We start from the raw sequence: 18117 nt of genomic DNA on the forward strand, positions 1-18117 counted from the left end.
ATTCGGCAAAGGGACGCACGGCTACATGAACTTGCAGAGCATGACCGGTTTTGCGCGCAGTGTCGCCGAACACGACGGCACTTCGATTGCCTGGGAAGCCAAGTCCGTCAACGGCAAAAGCGTCGAGGTCAGGCTGCGGCTGCCGCAAGGTTTCGACCGGCTGGAGCCGGCCGTCCGGCAGACGGTGCAAAAGCGTTTTGCGCGCGGCAATTTCCAGATGACGCTGACCATTGGCCGCGCCGCCGGCGCTCAAGCGCAACCTGTGGTCAACGAGGCTTTCCTGAAGGATCTGGCGGGGTTGGCCAAGCGGCTGCAGGAGCAGTTCGGAGTAGCCCCTGCGGCGGCCGACGGGCTGCTTGCGCTGCGCGGCGTCCTCGACATTCCCGAAACCATCGAAACCGAAGAGGCGCGCAGTGCGCTCGATACCGCAATACTGTCGGCGCTGGAAGCAGCACTGAACGGGCTGCACCAGGCGCGCCAGGGCGAAGGTGCGGCACTTCGTTCCCTGCTGTCCGGCCATATCGACGCCATCGAGGCGCTGACGCTGCGGGCCGAGGCCGATCCATCACGCGAACCGGCCACGATCCGCGAAAGGCTCGCCGAGCAGATCCGCCTGTTGATGGACGCGTCTGCCAACCTGGACGCCAGCCGGCTGCATATGGAAGCGGCGTTCCTGGCCACCAAGGCCGACATACGCGAGGAAATCGACCGGCTGAAGACGCACGTGGTGTCGGGGCGGGCACTGCTCGCCGGAGGTGGGGCCATCGGCCGCAAGCTCGATTTCCTGGCACAGGAATTCAACCGCGAATCGAATACGCTGTGTTCCAAGTCGAATGCTGCCGCCGTCACCGCCATCGGGCTGGAACTGAAGGCGGTCGTCGACCAGTTTCGCGAACAGGTCCAGAATCTGGAATGATCCCGATGCCAAGCCACATGACTGCCAAGCCCCATGACCGCTAGGGATGTAGGTTCCCGCATTCGGCGCCGCGGGCTGATGCTGGTCTTGTCGTCGCCGTCAGGCGCCGGCAAGTCGACGATTGCGCGCAATCTGCTGGAGAGCGATTCCAGCCTGGAATTGTCGGTCTCGGTCACCACGCGGCCACGCCGCGGCAGCGAGATCGAGGGCGTCCATTACCACTTCCGTACCATGCGCGAGTTCGAGCGGCTGCGCGATTCCGATGCGCTGCTCGAATGGGCGGAGGTGCACGGCAATTGCTACGCGACGCCGCGCGAGCCGGCTGAACAGGCGCTGGCCGAAGGCCGCGACATGCTGTTCGACATCGACTGGCAAGGCGCTCAGCAGCTCAAGGAGAAGATGCGCGCCGACATCGTCTCGATATTCATCCTGCCGCCATCGATGAAGGAATTGAAGGCGCGGCTGAAGCGTCGCGCCGAGGACCAGGAAGCGGTGATCGAGACGCGGCTCAAGAACGCCCGCAACGAGATCGAGCACTGGAAGGAATATGATTTCGTCATCGTCAACGACGATCTCGACCGCGCTTTCGCCGAGGTGCGGGGCATCGTCACGGCCGAACGGCTCAGACGCGATCGCCGGCCGGGCCTGTTCGATTTCGTGTCGGGGCTGCTCGACGAAAAGACGGATTGATCAAGGCGGCGTCCCCGCGACCAGGATCAGATTGCGGCTGAGCGCGGCGTCGCGCAGTTCCAATGCCGCGGCATATTCGGCGGAGCGGTACCAACGCCGCGCCGTGTCCATGTCGGGGAATTCCACGATGATCAGCGGCCCGGGAGACCAGTCGCCTTCCAACCTTTCCACCTCGCCGCCGCGTACCAGATAGCGCCCGCCATGCTGGGCGATGGAGGCAGCCGCGCGGGCGCGATAGGCTTCGATAGCCTCTGCGTCACGGATCGTGACGTCGGAAATGACATAGGCGGCCATTGTTTGTCTCCGGGCAGGTTTGTCCGGCTATCTATGCCGTGAGAGCGGAAATTCCACGCAGACGCGTCCCGGCATCACACCGCGTTGGTCAGGCGAACGAACTCCTCGACGCTGAGCGTCTCCGCACGCCTGGTCGGATCGATGCCGGCGCGGGTGAGCAGCGCCTCGCCGCCGAGGCTTTTCACGCTCTGCCGCAGCATTTTCCGGCGCTGGCCGAATGCCGCTTCGGTGACGCGGCTGAGCCGTTTCACCTCTGCCGGCAAGGGGTTGGCACGCGGCACAAGATGCACCACCGAGGACGTCACCTTGGGTGGCGGCGTGAACGCCTGCGGCGGTACGTCGAAGGCAATCCTCGCCTCCGTCCGCCAGCCGGCCAGCACGCCGAGCCGACCATAGGCCTCGCTGCCGGGGCTGGCTGCAATGCGTTCGGCGACCTCGCGCTGGAACATCAGCGTCATCGATGTGTAGAACGGCGGCCACTCGGTAACGGTCAGCCAGCGGATCAGCAATTCGGTGCCGATATTGTAGGGCAGGTTGGCAACGATTTTCGCCGACCCGCCGCTTCCCGGCACTCCTTTTGCAAGCGCTGCAAAATCAGCTTTCAGCGCATCGCCGGCTACGATCTCGAGCCGACCCGGATAGTGGTTCGCGATCTCGGCCAAGGCCGCCAGGCAGCGCTCGTCGCGCTCGATCGCGACGACCCGCCGGGCGCCGTTGAGGAGCAGGGCACGAGTCAGCCCGCCCGGACCGGGACCGACCTCGATAACCGTAACGTCGCTCAGGTCGCCGGCGGTTCGCGCAATCTTGCTTGTCAGGTTAAGGTCGAGCAGAAAATTCTGGCCCAGCGCCTTTTTCGCCTGCAGCCCATGGCGCTCGATCACCTCGCGCAGTGGCGGCAGGCCGTCTATGCTCATCGGGCTGGGCTCATCAGGCGGGCTCATCGGGTTAAGGCCATCGAATTTGGCTGATTGGGCTCAGGGCCTACGGCCTTTTCCCGGTATCGGCAAGAACGCGAGCGAGTTTCAGCGCTGCAATCAGGCTGCCGGCACGGGCGATGCCCTTGCCGGCGATGTCGAAGGCGGTGCCGTGGTCGGGCGAGGTGCGGACGAAGGGCAGGCCGAGCGTGACGTTGACCGCCTCGTCAAACGCCAGCGCCTTGGCCGGGATCAGCGCCTGGTCGTGATACATACAGAGCGCCACGTCGTAGCCGGCGCGGGCGCGAGCATGAAACAGCGTGTCGGCCGGCAATGGCCCGAAGGCGTCGATCCCTTCCTGCCTCAGCCGGTCGACTGCCGGGCGCACGATCCGCTCGTCTTCGGTGCCCATGGTGCCGCCTTCGCCGGCATGCGGGTTGAGGCCGGCAATGGCGAGCCGCGGCTTGGCAATTCCGAAGCGGTTCGCAAGGTCGGCGGCGGTGATGCGGCCGGTGGCGACGATAAGGTCCGTCGTCAGCTCTTTCGGCACCTCGGCCAGCGCGATGTGGATGGTGACCGGCACGGTGCGCAGGTCCGGTCCGGCAAGCAGCATCACAGGCGTCACTTCGGTGCCGGTGTGAAGCGATGCCAGATGCGCCAGATATTCGGTGTGGCCGGGAAAGCGAAAGCCGGCGTCGTAGAGCGGCTTCTTGGCGATGGGGCAGGTGACGACCGCGGCAGCGCGGCCAGCCAGGCAGTCGGCAACGGCGCGGTCGATCGCCTCGATGATGCCGGCGGCGTTGGCTGGATCCGGGCGGCCGGGACTGTCGACGAAACGGGCAGCAAGCGCCACCACCGGCAGCGCGCGCGAAAACACCCCCGGCGCTAACGCCGGCGTCGTCTCGGCAATCGCGATATCGGTGCCGAGCCTGTGCGCCCGCGCGGCAATCAGTGCCGGATCGGCAAGGAGATAAAAAGACGGAACGCCAGCGCTATCGCGGGCCTGCCAAGCAGCGATGGCGATGTCCGGCCCGACGCCGGACGGATCGCCGACGCTCAACGCCAGCGGAAGCTCTGCGTCAGCCACGGCGCTTCGACTTCAGCGCTCGATTATGCGGGCTTTCTTCCGCAACTCCTCGACATATTTCTTCGAGAGTTCGTCGGCGTTCTTGTCGTTCGAACCTTCACTCTGGAACACCATCTGCGCGGCTTTGTCGTCTGACACTTCGCGCGACGAGCAGATGCCGATGAATTCGACACCGCGGTCGGTTTCGCGCGTCGTGGTGGCGCCGCCGACCTTTGTAGCCTTTATCTGCTCGGCCCAGTCCGCCGGCAATTGCGGCGCCAGCACCCGGCCGAGATCGCGAACGGTGACATCGATCAGGCCCTTGGCGAATTCGCGGGTGGTGTTGCAGCCGTTGAAGCGGGCGCGCATGGCATCGGCTTCGCGTTTGCGCTTGGCCAGCGTCGCGCTGCGCTCGGCCGCCGGCACCACGAAGATGACCTGCTGCAACATGTACTCTGTGGCGCTCGGTTTGCTGCCGCCTTTTTCGAGCATGCGCTTGACGAGGTCCTGCTCGCTCACGGCGCCGCCACCGTCTCCGGAACGGGAACGCGCGGTCAGCGCCTGGTTCCAGGCCATCTGCGCCCGGATAAAGTCCTTGAAATGCTCCTTGGTGACGCCGGATTGCGCCATCGCGCCGTCAAGCTGCTTGAGCGGCATCTTGTTGCTGGTGGCGAAACGCTGATAAGCGGCATCGACCTGCGCGTCGCTGATGCGGATGCCGAGCCGCCGGGCTTCGGCCAGGCGCAGCGTCTGGTCGATCATTTCCTGGCCGGCATCGCCCTTTCTGTGCTGCAGGCGCAGGAAAGCGGCCCGATGCTGGATGTCGCCGGTGGTTATCGGTATATTGTTGACGACGTATTTGATCTCGGTGGCGAAAACTGGCCGCGTCACCGCAGTGGTCGAGAACGCCACCAGCAGCGCGAACCCTGCCGAAAAGAGGTATTTCCTCATCGAAAGCATCCCAATTCCATCCCGATTCGGCCCAACCTATCCAGTTCAGGCCGTCAAAATTCGTGCCTGCTCTATGCGGCGAAACAATGTCGTCCGCCAGGCGCCCCGTTGCCGACCGCTGCCCGTTATTGAATGGTGTCGATGGAGCGTTGCGACGAGCCGAAATCGCCGAGCGTGCGGAACGACAGGTTGAAGCCGACGTTCTGCGATACTTCCTTGGTGTTCAGGTCACGTCTTTCCGAAAACGTCATCAAATAGGTAAAGCACGAATCACTATAGGCAAAGCCGACCCCGTCCTTGACCAGAACGCTCTGCTCCAGATCATACGTGCCGGTGCCAAAGACGCGCCAATTCTCGGCAAGATGTGTCGAGGCGCCGAGCGTAACCTCATGGCGATCGGTCGAGAAGCCATAGAGCGGCTGCGCCTGGATGAAGGCGTATTTGGCGCTCAGCGATACCGGCAGGCCTGAAAAGGCGGCCTTTACCTCAGCGCGGCGGATCTCGAAGCTTTGCTCGTCGAAACGGCCGCTGACCGAGCCGGAAAACCCGCTGGGGCTGTTGAAGCCGACAAGGCCGACATAGTCGGAGGTTGCAGTTTCAAGACCTGAATAGGCGCCGACATTGACCAGGTCCGGCGTGCCGAACGAGTTCTGGCCGCCGAGCTGGTAGGATTGGCCGAACACCGCATTGGTGCCCCAGCCATTGTCATATGCGCCGGAATAGCGCAGCCCGACATTGGCGCGTGTGCCGCCTTCCATGCGGTCATAGCCCGAGAATTTGTCGCGCTCGAACAGCGTCGTGGCGTCGAAGACGAAGCTCTGGGCGTCCTCGTTGGGGACCGCCAGCCCGCCGACATATTGCTCGTTCGGACGCATGAATACCTGCGCCATCGGTTCGAAGACATGGCTGGAACTGGTCATCGAAAACAGCACCGGCCAGCGCATCTCAAGGCCGGCGGTCGCCATGTAGCGGGCAAGCGATGAACGCATATCGTCCTCGACGCCGAGATTGGTCGCCATCTGGTTGATGGCGTCGAGCGAGGCCGAGGAGGCGTTGACGTAGCCGGCGTCGCCGCGCAGCGCCAGGAGCGGTGTTAGCAGCAGCCCGCCATCGGTGGTGAAGGTGCGCTTCCATTCGGCTTCCGCGGTAAGGCGCCCGGATTGACCGTCGATGCCGCGGACGTTGTTGACGGACGAAGGGATGCCCGAATTTGCAAGAGCCGTATCGAGCCTGTCGCGGTCAATGACCCGCGCGTTGACGTCGAACGACAGCTGCCCGCCGGCCACCGGCATGTCGGGGATATAGGCGTAGTCGAGCGAGGGCAGCACCCAGGGCTGCTTGGCGGCGCGTGCAGTCGGATCGCTGGCGAGCGTGTCTTCCTGAACATCGAAGTGCATGGCGCGCACATCGAAGTAATTGCGATCGTTGAGCCCCGTCAGGTACACCTCGGAGCGGTGCACGCTATCGTTGAAGCCATCGATGTCGTAGGTGCGCGCGAAATTCTTGTCGCTCTGCAGCAGGATGTCCCAGCCGAAGTCCCAGCGCGGGTTGATGGCGAACTGGCCCTGGGTGCCCATCATGCCGCGGAACCTGTTCGGGTCGCCTTCGGTACCCGAATTCACGTTGTGGCCATTGTCGTCGATGAAGGCGTCGGGATTCTCCTGCCGGATGCCCGCAATCTTCAGGCTGTACTGACCGTTGTTGAAGCGCTGCCTCCACTCGGCCTCACCGAGGAAACCTTGCTTGGTATAGCCGCTGCCAGTGACAGTGAGATCGTAGGTCGGCGAGAGCGCGAAATAATAGGGGACTTTAACACCGACGCCGAGATCGCTCTTGTAGGCGACGCCGGGGATCAGGAAGCCGCTCTTGCGCTTGACCGTTGGGTCGGCGATCTCGAAAGCCGGCAGATAGGCCAGCGGAAAGCCGAAGAACTCGAAATTCGAGTTCTCGAAGCGAACCGTCTTCTTCTCGCCGTTCCAGATGATCTTCCTGGCCTTGATACGCCAGGTCGGCGCTTTGTCGGGCTTGTCCTCGCACGGCTCGCAGGCGGTGTAGACGCCATTGTGGAACGTCGTCAGCACGCCGCCCATGCGCTCCGCGCTTTCGGCGGCGAAATACGCCTTGTCTATGGTCTCGACCCGCAGCGCGTTGACGAAGCCGTCGGCGAAATCGTCAGTGATGTCGGCATGCTGCGAATAGATTTTGGTGCCGTCGCTATTGACGAGTTCGACATTGCCGCTGGCGACGAGGCGTTTGGTGTTGCGGTTGTATTCGACCCGCTGGGCGACGAGACGGTTGCCGCCGTAGTCGATCTGGACGCCGCCGACGGCCGTCACTGTCTGCTTGTCGTTGTCGTAGACCAGCGTATCGGCTGCCAGCAGCATCTGCGTGCCGCTCGGAACCTTCGTTGCCAGCTCACTGACGTCCTGGGCAAAAGCCGGTGCAACCGGGGCGGCGCTGGCAAGCAGGCACGCCAAGGCGCTCGCCGCAGAGAGGCGTGCCAAACCGGCGTGCCTATGGCTGCGCAAAACCGCCTCCCTCACTAGCCGTCTTCCTTGTATAGCAGGAATGTCACCCCGAAGAACATAGCCACGACAACCGGGACCCAAGCCGCTACGGCCGTGGGTACGAATCCCGCTACGCCGAATGCCTTGACCAGCACCGAAACGACATAAAGCAGAAAGCCGGCCACGATGCCACCCAGAATCATCGTTGCCGACTGCCCCATCCTCGCAAATCGCATTGATACCGTTGCCGCAATCAGCGTCATCGCGACAAGCAGGAAGGGCAGCGCAATCAGGGAATTGAACTGCATGGCGAAGGCGTTTGCCTTGAGGCCGAAGGAGCGGGCCACTTCGATCTTGCCGGGCAGATCGTAGAAGGGAATGGTCTCAGGGCGGGCCAACCGCTCTTGCACGAATTCCGGCTTGAGATTGGTCGGCAGCCGATCGCTGGGTAACGACTGGATGGTACCGTCCCGGAACACCTTGACGTCCTGCAATTCCCAGTAGCCGTCCCGCAAAAAGGCGCGCGCCGCATCCTTGCGCTCGATGATGTCGCCTTGCGGGCTGAAGCTGAAGAAGACCGCGTCGGCCATCTCCAGGCCTTGATTGAGAATGGCGCGGGCGCCGATGATGGTGTCGCCGGCGTTGGTTTTCTGCCTGATCCAGGGCGCAGCATCGGCCGAGACGCTGTTCGACTTGCCCGAACGGAGCTGGGTCTCGATCTCCTCGGACCAGGAATAGGCGTGCGCGGCTACCGGATTGATGACGCCGACCGACAAGGCTCCAAACAGCAGCGCCCCGATGCAGCACGGCAGCAGGAATTGCCATGCGGAAACCCCGGCGGAACGGGCAATGACCAATTCATATTTGCGGTTGAGCGACACCAACGTCGCCATCGCCGAGAACAGGCCGACGAACGGCACCGTCTGCAGCATGATCATCGGCATCCTGAGCCCCGAAATGGCGAACGCAGTTGCGTAGGTGAAGCCCGGCACGCCGGTCGTGCGGCCGGAAAGCTCGGTGAAATCGATCAGGAACACCAGCGCCAAGAGGCCGATGAAGAACCAGATGGTGATCGTCACATAGCGAAAGAAGAAGTACCGACCCAGAGTCCAGCCCATCAGCCGGCCCCCTGTCCGGATGCGCCACGCCTGGCAAAACGGAGCTTGATGGCGCTCCAGCCGTCACTGAAGCGGCCGGCAAGATTGGTTATCCAATCGGCCCAGGCAACCGGCAGTTCCATGGTCCGGTTGGACACGATGAACCAGATGGCGATCGCCGATGCCACGATCGGGACGCCGTAGACCATATAGGCATATTGCGGCACCTTGTCGGCCTTGCCGGCGGCAAAGAACCCGAGCCAGCGCACGAACAGCGCGATCGCGATTGCCGTGATCAGCGGGTGCACACGCGCCTCGCGATGCGAGCGCGCATCTCCGGCAACGGCGAGCGCGATCAGCGCGAAGACGAGCGAATAGGACCACTCGGAAAAACGCTGATTGAGCTCGGCCAGGTACCTGTTCGGCTTTTGCTGGTACATCTTGTCGTTCGGACTGGGATTGAGCAGATACTGGGTCGTCCGGTCCTTCGGCAAAAGCAGGATGTCAGATGATGCCGACATGAAAGCGGACAAGTCGAAGGCGTAGGAGGTGAACCGGATCACCGAGAGGTCGCCGGTCATGGTTTTGCGATGGATGACGCCGTCATTCATCATCAGCACCTTCTCGTCGCCGCGTTCGATGATGCTGCCGGTCTTGGCGTAGTAGATGAGATTGACGCCTTCTTCGCGCGAATCGGCGACGAAGATGCCGCCGAGGCGGTTGTCGGGAAGCCGTTCGCCAACCTGCAGGAACAGGCCGTCGTCGATCTTGCGGAAGGTGCCTTCCTGGATGATCAACGACAACAGATCGGCACGCGACGACGCAATCAACTCGCGGTTCTTCTGGCGTGCGTAAGGATCGACGCCATTGTCGACGGCGAAGGAAAAAACGCTGGCTGCAATTGCCAGAAGCATGATCGGCCTGACAATGGTCCAGCGTGAAGCGCCGGCGGCATTGACGACGGCCAGCTCCGAATCCGAATTCATCACGCTGAGGATCTGGGCGACCGCGACCACCAGGGCGAACGGCACGACGATCGGAACGATTGTCGGGATGATCAGCGCTGCGACTTCGAAGAAGGTGAGGGCCGACTGACCGCTATCGGTGACGAGGTCGATGCGGGCGAGCACCTGAGTCGTCCAGACGATCGCCAGCGTCCAGACGAGCGCCAGCGCGAATACCGCGAAAGCACGGCGCATGATGTAACGTTCAACGACCTTCATGAAGGCTTTTCTCGGCGATTTCGAACGGCATCATGCCTTGGAACAAGGTAGTCGTCCGGCGCCGGCTGCACAACTGGCTCAGTTTGGCGGTTCGATCTGGGTTCTGTCCCGGATCGCAAAATCCGCTGGGCCGGAGTGTCGGCGGCAATGGATAAGAAAGAGCGAACATTGTTGGTTAACAACAGGTTGCGGCGGGAAGCGGGGCCGTGCCGCGACGAATCGTGGATGGTTCGATATCGCATATGGGAGCGATTTCGGCCAAAGTCTTGTCAAATGCGGCAAAACGACCAAATGTCGCGCCGGTCGCGACCGCCGCGGCGTGATAAGACGGGTCAGGATCTGTTGAGCCCCAGCATGGAAGCGGAAAAATTGCGCGGTCAAACCGGTCGGGAAGCGGTCTTTGACGGCGCGATCGTGGTCGGCGCCGGCGCGGCCGGCCTTGCCGCCGCCCACGCCTTGATGAAGGCCGGCGTACCGACGCTCGTCCTGGAAAAGGAGAGCCGGCTTGCCGAACCCTGGCATCGGCGGCACCAGCGTCTGCACCTCAATACGCATCGCGATCTCTCGACGCTGCCCGGCGTCGGCTATCCCGCAGGCACCCCGGCTTTTCCGCATAAATCGGCCGTCATTCGCCATCTGAACGATTTCAGCCAGGCGCATGGTCTGCCGGTGGCATTCGGCGTTGCCGTTGAAGAGATCACGTTCGACGGCGATCACTGGACCGTGCGGACGAACGCCGGACGTCGTCTGGCGCGTCATGTCGTCGTCGCCACCGGGCGCGACCGGCAGCCGTTTATTCCTGCGTGGAAAGGCATGAAGGATTTTGCAGGCCGGATTATCCATTCGGCCGATTTTGGCGAGGCGAAGGACTACGTCGGCAAAAGGGTGCTGGTCGTCGGAGCCGGCAATTCGGGGTTCGACGCACTCAACCATCTTGCGAATGCAGATGCCCAAAGCATCTGGCTGTCGGCCCGCAACGGCCCGTCGCTGCTGCCGAAACGCATCGGCAAGGTCGCCGTCCACAGGCTTTCACCGCTCATGGCGAGCTTGCCGGTGCGGCTGGCCGATGCGGTGATGGCGACAACCCAGCGCCTGGTTTTCGGCGACCTGACGAAATTTGGGCTTCCGCCGGCTCCCACAGGCGGTGCGAGCCGTCTGAGCGCCGACTACACCGCGATCGCAGCCGATGACGGCGCGGTTCGCGCCATAAAGGCAGGCACGATCGTGGTGGTGCCACCATTGCGGGAATTTACCCAAGACGGCATCGTATTGAATGACGGCAGGTTGATCACGCCCGATATCGTCATTGCGGCGACCGGCTATCGCACCGGTCTGGAGCAGATGTTCGGCAAGCTCGGCGTTCTCGACGGCAAGGGCGTTCCGCTTTTCAACGGCGGCGATGCCGATCCGAAATTGCCTGGTCTGTGGTTTACCGGCATGCGGCCGAGCATTCGCGGTTGTTTCGCCAACGCCCGCATTCAGGCCAGGGCGATAGCGGCGCGGATTGTCAAGCAGCGATGATGAGCCGGACTATGCCGACTGTTCCGCCCGCAATAGACACGCCTTGTTGAGCGTGCTCGAACCGAAAGGTCAATGATCATGACGCCAGTCAGCATTCGCTACATGGTCGATGATGTCGCCGCCTCGATCGACTTCTACTGTGGACATCTGGGCTTCGCTGTTGGACAGGACGCGCGACCGGCTTTTGCTTCCGTCACACGCGGCGCTTTACGGCTCCTTCTAAGCGGACCCGGCAGTTCGGGTGCACGGGCGATGCCGGATGGCCGGCAGCCGGTGCCGGGAGGTTGGAATCGCATCCTGTTGGTGGTGCCGGACCTGAAAGAAGAGGTTGCGCGCCTCAAGAGTGCTGGACTTGTCTTTCGCAACGATATCATAACGGGCGTCGGCGGTTCCCAGACGCTGCTCGAAGACCCATCGGGCAATGTCATCGAGCTGTTTCAACCCGCCGCTCACTGACGAACGTTTCTCGCGATAATCCAACTCACTTCCCCGAAAGCAGGACATGATGAATTCGAGACCCTCGATCGCCTTTGCCAAATTCGCCGCGCCCAAAAAAGGCAGCGTTTTCGTTCTGGTGGCCGACGAGGGCGGCCTCAGCGATGCCGCCAGGGCTTGCGATCCGGCAAAGACCCTCGAGCGGGCTTTTCCGGTCGCCGACTTCACCGGCAAATTCGCCAGCCTGGTCGAAGTGCTGGCACCGGAAGGGACATCGCTCGAGCGGCTGGTGGCGGTCGGTGCCGGCAAGGGCTCCAATCTCGATGATTACGCCTGGCTGAAGCTCGGCGGCACGATTGCCGCGTCCTTTCGCAAGGCAACCGAAGTGGCCGTCGTGCTCGATCTTCCCGGTACGGCCGTCAGCGGCAGGCAAGCCGTTCAGCTTGCAGCGGGCATCCTGCTGCGCAGCTATTCCTTCGACAAGTACAAGACCAAAAAGAACAATGGCGACGACAAGCGCGAGCCAAAAAAGCCGGTCAAGGTGACTATTCACACCGCCGATCCGGCAGCTGCAAAGAAGGCCTTCGCCGATGAAGCGGCGGTGATCGACGGCGTCTTGCTGGCGCGCGATTTGGTCAATGAACCGGCCAATGTTTTGGGACCGGTGGAATTCGCCGCCCGCATCGCCGAACTGGAGGCGCTCGGCGTCACCGTCGAGATCCTGGCCGAGAAGGAGATGAAGAAGCTCGGCATGGGTTCGCTGCTGGGCGTAGCGCAGGGTTCGCCGCGTGGCGCCCGCATCGCGGTCATGCGGTGGGACGGCGGCAAGGCCAAGGAAAGCCCGGTCGCCTTCGTCGGCAAGGGCGTCACCTTCGACACCGGCGGCAATTCGATCAAGCCGGCGTCGGGCATGGAGGACATGAAGGGCGACATGGGCGGCGCTGCTGCCGTCACCGGGCTGATGCACGCGCTGGCCGCGCGCAAGGCGAAGGTCAATGTCGTCGGCATTGTCGGGCTGGTTGAAAATGCCGTCGACGGCCACGCTCAGCGACCGGGCGACATTGTCACCTCGATGTCGGGCCAGACTATCGAAGTGCTCAATACCGACGCCGAGGGCCGCCTGGTGCTGGCCGATGCGCTCTGGTACTGCAACGACCGCTTCCAGCCGAAATTCATGATCAATCTGGCGACGCTGACCGGCGCCATCATGGTCGCGCTCGGCCAGCATTATGCCGGCCTGTTCTCCAACAATGACGAGTTGGCGGACCGGTTGACGGCGGCCGGACAGGCGACGCAGGAGCGGGTGTGGCGCATGCCGCTCGGTGCCGAATACGACAAGCTGATCGATTCCAAGAATGCTGACATGAAGAACATCGGCGGCCGCCATGGCGGCGCCATCATCGCCGCGCAGTTCCTGCAGCGCTTCGTCAAGGACACGCCCTGGGCGCATCTCGACATCGCCGGCACCGCGATGGGCGCGCCTTCCAACGAGATCAACCAGTCATGGGCTTCCGGCTTCGGCGTCAGGCTGCTCGACCGGCTGGTGCGCGATCATTACGAGCAATGAGCGGCTGGGGCGGGACTCCGACAATGTAGACTGAACGCATGGCCGAGATTCTGTTTTATCACCTGACCGAATCGACGCTGGAGGATGCGTTGCCCGTCCTCCTGGAGCGCAGTATCGATCGCGGCTGGCGTGCCGTGGTGCAGACCGGCACCGAGGAACGGCGCGACGCGCTGGACCAGCATCTGTGGACTTTCCGGGACGATTCGTTTCTGGCCCACGCGACGGATCGCGAAGCCCATCCCGCCGAGCAGCCGGTGGTTCTGACCGTCGGCCCCGACAATCCGAACCAGGCGCAGATACGCTTCCTGGTCGATGGGGCGGTGCCGCCGGAGCTTGGCGGCTACCAGCGCGCCGTGTTCCTGTTCGACGGCCACGATGCAGCCCAGCTAGAGGCGGCACGCACGCATTGGAAGACAATGAAGGAGGCCGGCCACACCGTGACCTACTGGCAGCAAACGCCTGATCGGCGCTGGGAACGCAAGGCTTAGAGAATTTGCCGGCAAGGGAATCACTGGCGCCGCAAGAGTGCGATGACAAAAAGATGGACCGCCGGCTATTCAGAAGACCGGAGCAAGCCCGATGCCGCCCGATGAACGAACGCCAGGCATGCCGATAGATGCCACACTTGTTCGCCGGCTGATTGCCGCGCAGTTCCCCAAATGGGCGGACCTGCCGGTAGAGACGGTCGAGCCTGGCGGCTGGGACAACCGCACGTTCCGGCTGGGCGACAGCATGTCGGTGCGGCTGCCGAGCGCTGCCGCCTATGTCGCCCAGGTCGAGAAGGAGCATCGCTGGCTGCCCCGCCTGGCGCCTCACCTGCCTCTGCCGATACCCGTGCCGCTGGCCAAAGGCGCGCCCGGGGAAGGCTATCCATGGCCTTGGTCCGTCTATCGCTGGCTTGGCGGCAGACCGGCGGCTGGTGGACTGATTGCCGATCTTACTGAGTTCGCCCGTTCGCTGGCCGGCTTTCTGGTTGCGCTCTACCGGATCGACGCTGCCGATGGGCCACCGGCAGGGCAGCATAATTTCCACCGCGGTGGCCGGCTTTCGGTCTACGACGCCGAGACTCGAGCCGCGCTCTCGGCGCTCTGCGGCCGCATCGACAAGGCCGCCGCCGAGGCCGTGTGGGCGACGGCCCTTGCCTCGCGATCGCAAGGGCCGCCGGTCTGGGTCCATGGCGACGTCGCCTCGGGCAATCTGCTCGTCGAAGATGGCAAGCTCTACGCGGTCGTCGATTTCGGTAGTTCGGCTATCGGCGATCCTGCCTGTGATCTGGTGATCGCGTGGACGGAATTTTACGGCGAGAGCCGTCAGGCGTTTCGCGACGCCATTGCCCTTGACGAGCACAGCTGGGCGCGCGCACGGGGCTGGGCGTTGTGGAAGGCGCTGATCGTCGCTTCGGGACATGACGGCAACCAGCGCGAGGCGGAAAAATCGTGGCGGGTCATCGATGAGGTGCTGGCGGATCACACAAACAGTCGGAGCGGGAAGGCTAATTCAGTCTGAAGGCGTCCCGCTCTAATAACCAAAGCCCTATTGCCCGCCCATCTCCTTCCTGAACGTATCGAAATCGACCTGCATGCCGTTGAAGATGGTGCTCCAATGGCGGGTCAGCGCTGAAACGGCGACCGCCTCCTGGATCTCCTCGTCGGTGGCGCCGGCGCGCTTGGCGTCCTGCGTGTCCGACCAGATACAGTAGTTGCACGGGATTTGCGCCGCCACCGCGAGCGAGATCAGCGACTTGACCTTCGGCGGCAGCGCCGTCTTGTCGCTGAGCTGGATGGCCTTGACCTCGGCCCATGCACCGGGCAGACCGGCTTTCGGGAACTGCTTTACGAAACCGGGCACCCCGCCCATGGTCGACTGGATGTCCTTGACGGTCGCGTCATACTCATCGGCATAAGAAGGAGCTGCAGCCAGGGTCAGCACACAGGTGGCGGCGAGCAGGCAGGCGCGGCGGATGGAAGAATGCGTTGATGAAAGAGTACGATAGGCAGACATGACATTCTCCTCTGGCGTTTGTTGGCCTTACGGTGTAAGGTAACGTCGAAAATGAACCTTACAGTGTAAGTTGTCAAGCGACACCATGAACACATCGATCAAAAAAAAGCGACTGCGCGGCCGGCTGTCTCGCGAGATGATCGAGGATGCGGCTTTGAAGGTTATCGAGAGCGAGGGCCTCGCCGGGTTTTCGATGCGCAAGCTGGCGGCAGAACTCGGCTGCGAAGCCATGAGCATCTATCACCACTTTCCTTCGGTGGCGCATCTCTTCGAAGCCTTGGTGGATCGGCTGATCGGCTCCCTCGAAATGCCCGACGCGGACCTCCCTTGGCGACAAAGGTTACGCATTGCCGTGCAGGATTTCCGCCGCGTCGCGCGTGAGCACCCGGCCTTTGCCACGTTCCTTGTAACCTACCGGATGAATTCGCCGACCTGTCTCACTTGGCTGAACGGCATCCTCGGCCTGTTCGAGGCCGGCGGCTTCGGACCGCAACTGGGTGCGCGGCTGTTCCGCACCACCGGCTATTATCTGATGGGTGCCATCCTCGACGAGACTGCCGGCTATGCAAAGGGGCCTTCCGCCGTGACCATCGTCAGCGATGAGCAACTGGCGCAGGATTTTCCAAAAGTAGCTGCGGCCGGGCGTTATTTCGGCACCGCCGAATTCGACCGGACGTTTGATCTCGGCCTTGAGATGCTCCTGGACGAAATGGAGCGCGCCCGCGACGGCACCAGCGCGCCGAATACCGGGTCTTGACCTCATGCGCTCTCTGTTCGCCCTGATCCTGCTCATCGGTACCGGCATCGGCGTCGTCTATCCTTGGGCGATGACCAATTTCTCCGGCCGTGAGATCGGCACCTGGCGGGTTTACGACCAGGGCCGGTTCAAGCCGGTGACCGTGCCCCTGAGCGCACGCGACGGGCCGCTACGCGTGCTGGTCGACCTTACGGCGAGAGCCGAGCGCATCGTCTCGCAGCAGCGCACTGTGTTGACCCTCACTGCCGCCACCGGCGGCAGGACGGTGCTCGCCTCGACGCTGCAGTTCAATCACTCCGACAATCCGCGCCAGGTCAGCCCGCAACTGCCGGACAGGATCTTTCGCGACGAGGCCGGCCTGATCCCGACCGTTACCCCTGGTTCCTACATCTTCACCGTCGGTCCGGGCGACGCCGAAGGCATTCCGATGCGGGCCGTCGATCTCGTCCTGCGCTCGGGTGCCGGCGAGGTCGACCGCCGGGCGCGCCCGGTCGGTTTTTCCCTGATGGCGGCCGGCCTGGTCGGGCTGGTGCTGGCATTCCGTTTCGGCGGCCGCCGGCCGGAAAATCCAAACTCGCAGCCGCCACCACCGCGCTGGGGCAGGGGCTCCAATTGAACTATCGCCACGCCTACCACGCCGGGAACTTCGCCGACGTCGTCAAGCATGTCGTGCTCAGCCGGCTGATCGAATATCTGAAGCAGAAGGACAAGGCGTTTCGGGTCATCGACACCCATGCCGGGATCGGCCGCTACGATCTGTCCTCGACCGAAGCGCAAAAGACCGGCGAATGGCAAGGCGGCATCGGCCGGCTGGTCGATGCGGCCCTCGATGCGCCGGCGGCGGCACTGCTGGCGCCGTATCTTGAAGCCGTCCGCTCGCTCAATCCAGACGGCGGCGTGAAAAAATACCCAGGTTCGCCGCTGATCGCCCGGCACCTGATGCGCAAGCAGGACCGGCTGTCGGCGGTCGAACTGCATCCTAAGGATGCCGCCAGGCTGAAGGCGCTGTTCGACGGCGACTTCCAGACCCGGGTGATCGAACTCGACGGCTGGCTGGCGCTCGGCGCGCATCTGCCGCCAAAGGAAAAGCGCGGCCTCGTGCTCATCGATCCGCCTTTTGAGGAAGAGGGCGAGTTCGACCGCCTCGTCGACGGGCTGCAAAGAGCCCATCGGCGCTGGCCCGGCGGCATTTACGCGCTGTGGTATCCGCTCAAGGACCGCAGGGCGGTCGCCGCCTTCCGCAAGGCGCTGAAGCAGACGGGCATTTCGAAGCTGCTCGACATCGGTTTTGAGATCAGGCCGGACGCCGTCGAGCCGAGCCTCGACGGCTGCGGCATGGTGGTGGTCAATCCGCCCTTCACGCTGGAAGGCGAGTTACGGACGCTGCTGCCGGCGCTGCACCGGCTGCTTGCACTTGAGCAGCCGTCGCATTGGACGCTGGACTGGCTGGCGGGAGAGTAGTTTGAGGCGCGGCCCTGCCGTTCCGTCAGCGCAACCATCGTCACCACAACCACGGTCGCTACAACCGCTTGACCGCGCGTCAGCGAATCCGCACAGTGCGCGCAGTCGACCTTGAGAGGCTGCCATGACTCGCTTCGCCCAATCCGCCCTTGCCGCACTGCTCGCCCTTTGCACGCCGCTGGCCGCGCCTCTTGGCGTCACCCAGGCAGTCCAGGCGGCCGACCTTGCAATCTATACCGACGAGGATAGCGGCGTCTGCGGCGAGGCCTGGGTGCTGAACAAGATCACCGACCGCTTCTCCTATCAGGTGCATCACGTGCCGCATCTGCCGGATGTGCAGATCGTCGACTTCCAGCGCATCCATCAGCATCGCTATCTGCCGGCCGACGACACCTGGCCGATCGGCCGCCGTTATTGCGGCGCCACCGTCAGCCTCTCCGACGGCGGCGCCCGCACCATCTGGTACCTGATCGAGGAAGGCCAGGGTTTTGCCTCGATCGGCGACAATGTCGAATTCTGCGTCTCGGGCTTCGACCGCTGGATGGTCTACAACGGCCGCTGCCGCGTCCTGCGCTGACCAGCGCCTTCCGATCCCGACGGATTGTTGCGTCACTTAGCCGCCTTGATGCACGGCGATGAGGTTTTGGCGGCCTGAAGCGGCGATGTGGCCGCTGTTGGGCGCTTTTCCGCGAACCTCGTCAGGCGCCGGCGGTGATC

The 18117-nt window shown here is 63.3% G+C and carries 19 protein-coding genes; 11 read left to right on the forward strand and 8 right to left on the reverse strand.

What is annotated here, in order from left to right; genetic code table 11:
* Nucleotides 1–25: 25 nt before the first annotated feature.
* Together NKJ91_RS03190 and gmk are read left to right on the forward strand one after the other, a co-directional pair.
* A complete protein-coding gene (locus NKJ91_RS03190; RefSeq protein ID WP_352454404.1) occupies nt 26–916 on the forward strand; it encodes a YicC/YloC family endoribonuclease in 891 nt (296 codons plus the stop codon).
* Between the two features lie 33 nt (nt 917–949).
* The gene (gmk, locus tag NKJ91_RS03195) at nt 950–1606 is read left to right on the forward strand and encodes a guanylate kinase (RefSeq protein ID WP_023677701.1); all 657 of its coding nucleotides are present in this window, start codon (nt 950–952) and stop codon (nt 1604–1606) included.
* On the opposite strand, the gene NKJ91_RS03200 is transcribed toward gmk, so the two are convergent.
* From NKJ91_RS03200 to lptF, 7 genes are all read right to left on the reverse strand, one after another.
* On the reverse strand, nt 1607–1900 hold the full coding sequence (locus tag NKJ91_RS03200) for a DUF1330 domain-containing protein (RefSeq protein ID WP_352454405.1): 294 nt from the start codon (nt 1898–1900) through the stop codon (nt 1607–1609).
* Between the two features lie 74 nt (nt 1901–1974).
* Nucleotides 1975–2814: a 16S rRNA (adenine(1518)-N(6)/adenine(1519)-N(6))-dimethyltransferase RsmA gene (gene rsmA, locus NKJ91_RS03205; RefSeq protein WP_023677699.1), complete on the reverse strand. Its 840-nt coding sequence runs from the start codon at nt 2812–2814 to the stop codon at nt 1975–1977.
* Nucleotides 2815–2881: 67 nt separating this feature from the next.
* The gene (gene pdxA / locus NKJ91_RS03210) at nt 2882–3901 is read right to left on the reverse strand and encodes a 4-hydroxythreonine-4-phosphate dehydrogenase PdxA (RefSeq protein WP_352454406.1); all 1020 of its coding nucleotides are present in this window, start codon (nt 3899–3901) and stop codon (nt 2882–2884) included.
* A gap of 12 nt (nt 3902–3913) precedes the next feature.
* Nucleotides 3914–4840: a peptidylprolyl isomerase gene (locus NKJ91_RS03215; RefSeq protein ID WP_352454407.1), complete on the reverse strand. Its 927-nt coding sequence runs from the start codon at nt 4838–4840 to the stop codon at nt 3914–3916.
* A gap of 116 nt (nt 4841–4956) precedes the next feature.
* The gene (locus NKJ91_RS03220; RefSeq protein ID WP_352454408.1) at nt 4957–7374 is read right to left on the reverse strand and encodes an LPS-assembly protein LptD; all 2418 of its coding nucleotides are present in this window, start codon (nt 7372–7374) and stop codon (nt 4957–4959) included.
* The gene (gene lptG, locus NKJ91_RS03225) at nt 7374–8459 is read right to left on the reverse strand and encodes an LPS export ABC transporter permease LptG (RefSeq protein WP_023677695.1); all 1086 of its coding nucleotides are present in this window, start codon (nt 8457–8459) and stop codon (nt 7374–7376) included. The genes NKJ91_RS03220 and lptG overlap by 1 nt, the downstream gene beginning before the upstream one ends.
* The gene (gene lptF / locus NKJ91_RS03230; RefSeq protein WP_352454409.1) at nt 8456–9658 is read right to left on the reverse strand and encodes an LPS export ABC transporter permease LptF; all 1203 of its coding nucleotides are present in this window, start codon (nt 9656–9658) and stop codon (nt 8456–8458) included. The genes lptG and lptF overlap by 4 nt, the downstream gene beginning before the upstream one ends.
* 354 nt (nt 9659–10012) lie before the next feature.
* Between lptF and NKJ91_RS03235 the strand changes: the two genes are divergently transcribed.
* From NKJ91_RS03235 to NKJ91_RS03255, 5 genes are all read left to right on the forward strand, one after another.
* Complete coding sequence (locus NKJ91_RS03235) at nt 10013–11179, forward strand: flavin-containing monooxygenase (RefSeq protein ID WP_352454410.1); 1167 nt, start codon at nt 10013–10015, stop codon at nt 11177–11179.
* Nucleotides 11180–11251: 72 nt separating this feature from the next.
* Complete coding sequence (locus NKJ91_RS03240; RefSeq protein ID WP_352454411.1) at nt 11252–11635, forward strand: VOC family protein; 384 nt, start codon at nt 11252–11254, stop codon at nt 11633–11635.
* A 49-nt stretch (nt 11636–11684) separates the two neighbouring features.
* The gene (locus NKJ91_RS03245; protein WP_352454412.1) at nt 11685–13181 is read left to right on the forward strand and encodes a leucyl aminopeptidase; all 1497 of its coding nucleotides are present in this window, start codon (nt 11685–11687) and stop codon (nt 13179–13181) included.
* Nucleotides 13182–13219: 38 nt separating this feature from the next.
* Nucleotides 13220–13669: a DNA polymerase III subunit chi gene (locus NKJ91_RS03250; RefSeq protein WP_352454413.1), complete on the forward strand. Its 450-nt coding sequence runs from the start codon at nt 13220–13222 to the stop codon at nt 13667–13669.
* A gap of 118 nt (nt 13670–13787) precedes the next feature.
* Nucleotides 13788–14687: an aminoglycoside phosphotransferase family protein gene (locus NKJ91_RS03255; protein WP_352454414.1), complete on the forward strand. Its 900-nt coding sequence runs from the start codon at nt 13788–13790 to the stop codon at nt 14685–14687.
* 27 nt (nt 14688–14714) lie between these two features.
* On the opposite strand, the gene NKJ91_RS03260 is transcribed toward NKJ91_RS03255, so the two are convergent.
* Nucleotides 14715–15182: a carboxymuconolactone decarboxylase family protein gene (locus NKJ91_RS03260; protein ID WP_352454415.1), complete on the reverse strand. Its 468-nt coding sequence runs from the start codon at nt 15180–15182 to the stop codon at nt 14715–14717.
* Between the two features lie 85 nt (nt 15183–15267).
* Between NKJ91_RS03260 and NKJ91_RS03265 the strand changes: the two genes are divergently transcribed.
* From NKJ91_RS03265 to NKJ91_RS03280, 4 genes are all read left to right on the forward strand, one after another.
* Nucleotides 15268–15939 (forward strand): TetR/AcrR family transcriptional regulator, encoded by a 672-nt coding sequence (locus NKJ91_RS03265; RefSeq protein ID WP_352454416.1) that lies wholly within the window; start codon nt 15268–15270, stop codon nt 15937–15939.
* 4 nt (nt 15940–15943) lie between these two features.
* Entirely contained in the window at nt 15944–16555 is a 612-nt protein-coding gene (locus tag NKJ91_RS03270; RefSeq protein ID WP_023677686.1) for a hypothetical protein, read from the forward strand.
* Nucleotides 16552–17400 (forward strand): 23S rRNA (adenine(2030)-N(6))-methyltransferase RlmJ, encoded by an 849-nt coding sequence (locus tag NKJ91_RS03275; protein ID WP_352454417.1) that lies wholly within the window; start codon nt 16552–16554, stop codon nt 17398–17400. Before NKJ91_RS03270 ends, NKJ91_RS03275 begins: the two co-directional genes overlap by 4 nt.
* Before the next feature lie 124 nt (nt 17401–17524).
* Nucleotides 17525–17977 carry a hypothetical protein gene (locus tag NKJ91_RS03280; RefSeq protein WP_352454418.1) on the forward strand — a complete coding sequence of 151 codons (453 nt, stop codon included), beginning with the start codon at nt 17525–17527 and terminating at the stop codon, nt 17975–17977.
* The last annotated feature ends 140 nt before the right edge of the window (nt 17978–18117 follow it).

The organism is Mesorhizobium sp. M0040 (assembly GCF_040323505.1).
GTDB lineage: Bacteria > Pseudomonadota > Alphaproteobacteria > Rhizobiales > Rhizobiaceae > Mesorhizobium.

Excerpts from the sequence above, each read along its gene's own strand:
- NKJ91_RS03245 (WP_352454412.1), top strand. The coding sequence starts at position 11,685 with ATGAATTCGAGACCCTCGATCGCCTTTGCCAAATTCGCCGCGCCCAAA.
- NKJ91_RS03235 (WP_352454410.1), top strand. The coding sequence starts at position 10,013 with ATGGAAGCGGAAAAATTGCGCGGTCAAACCGGTCGGGAAGCGGTCTTT.
- NKJ91_RS03280 (WP_352454418.1), top strand. The coding sequence starts at position 17,525 with ATGACTCGCTTCGCCCAATCCGCCCTTGCCGCACTGCTCGCCCTTTGC.
- NKJ91_RS03215 (WP_352454407.1), bottom strand. The coding sequence starts at position 4,840 with ATGCTTTCGATGAGGAAATACCTCTTTTCGGCAGGGTTCGCGCTGCTG.
- NKJ91_RS03260 (WP_352454415.1), bottom strand. The coding sequence starts at position 15,182 with ATGTCTGCCTATCGTACTCTTTCATCAACGCATTCTTCCATCCGCCGC.
- NKJ91_RS03200 (WP_352454405.1), bottom strand. The coding sequence starts at position 1,900 with ATGGCCGCCTATGTCATTTCCGACGTCACGATCCGTGACGCAGAGGCT.
- NKJ91_RS03250 (WP_352454413.1), top strand. The coding sequence starts at position 13,220 with ATGGCCGAGATTCTGTTTTATCACCTGACCGAATCGACGCTGGAGGAT.
- gmk (WP_023677701.1), top strand. The coding sequence starts at position 950 with ATGACCGCTAGGGATGTAGGTTCCCGCATTCGGCGCCGCGGGCTGATG.
- NKJ91_RS03255 (WP_352454414.1), top strand. The coding sequence starts at position 13,788 with ATGCCGATAGATGCCACACTTGTTCGCCGGCTGATTGCCGCGCAGTTC.
- NKJ91_RS03190 (WP_352454404.1), top strand. The coding sequence starts at position 26 with ATGAACTTGCAGAGCATGACCGGTTTTGCGCGCAGTGTCGCCGAACAC.
- NKJ91_RS03270 (WP_023677686.1), top strand. The coding sequence starts at position 15,944 with ATGCGCTCTCTGTTCGCCCTGATCCTGCTCATCGGTACCGGCATCGGC.
- NKJ91_RS03240 (WP_352454411.1), top strand. The coding sequence starts at position 11,252 with ATGATCATGACGCCAGTCAGCATTCGCTACATGGTCGATGATGTCGCC.
- lptF (WP_352454409.1), bottom strand. The coding sequence starts at position 9,658 with ATGAAGGTCGTTGAACGTTACATCATGCGCCGTGCTTTCGCGGTATTC.
- rsmA (WP_023677699.1), bottom strand. The coding sequence starts at position 2,814 with ATGAGCATAGACGGCCTGCCGCCACTGCGCGAGGTGATCGAGCGCCAT.
- NKJ91_RS03265 (WP_352454416.1), top strand. The coding sequence starts at position 15,268 with ATGAACACATCGATCAAAAAAAAGCGACTGCGCGGCCGGCTGTCTCGC.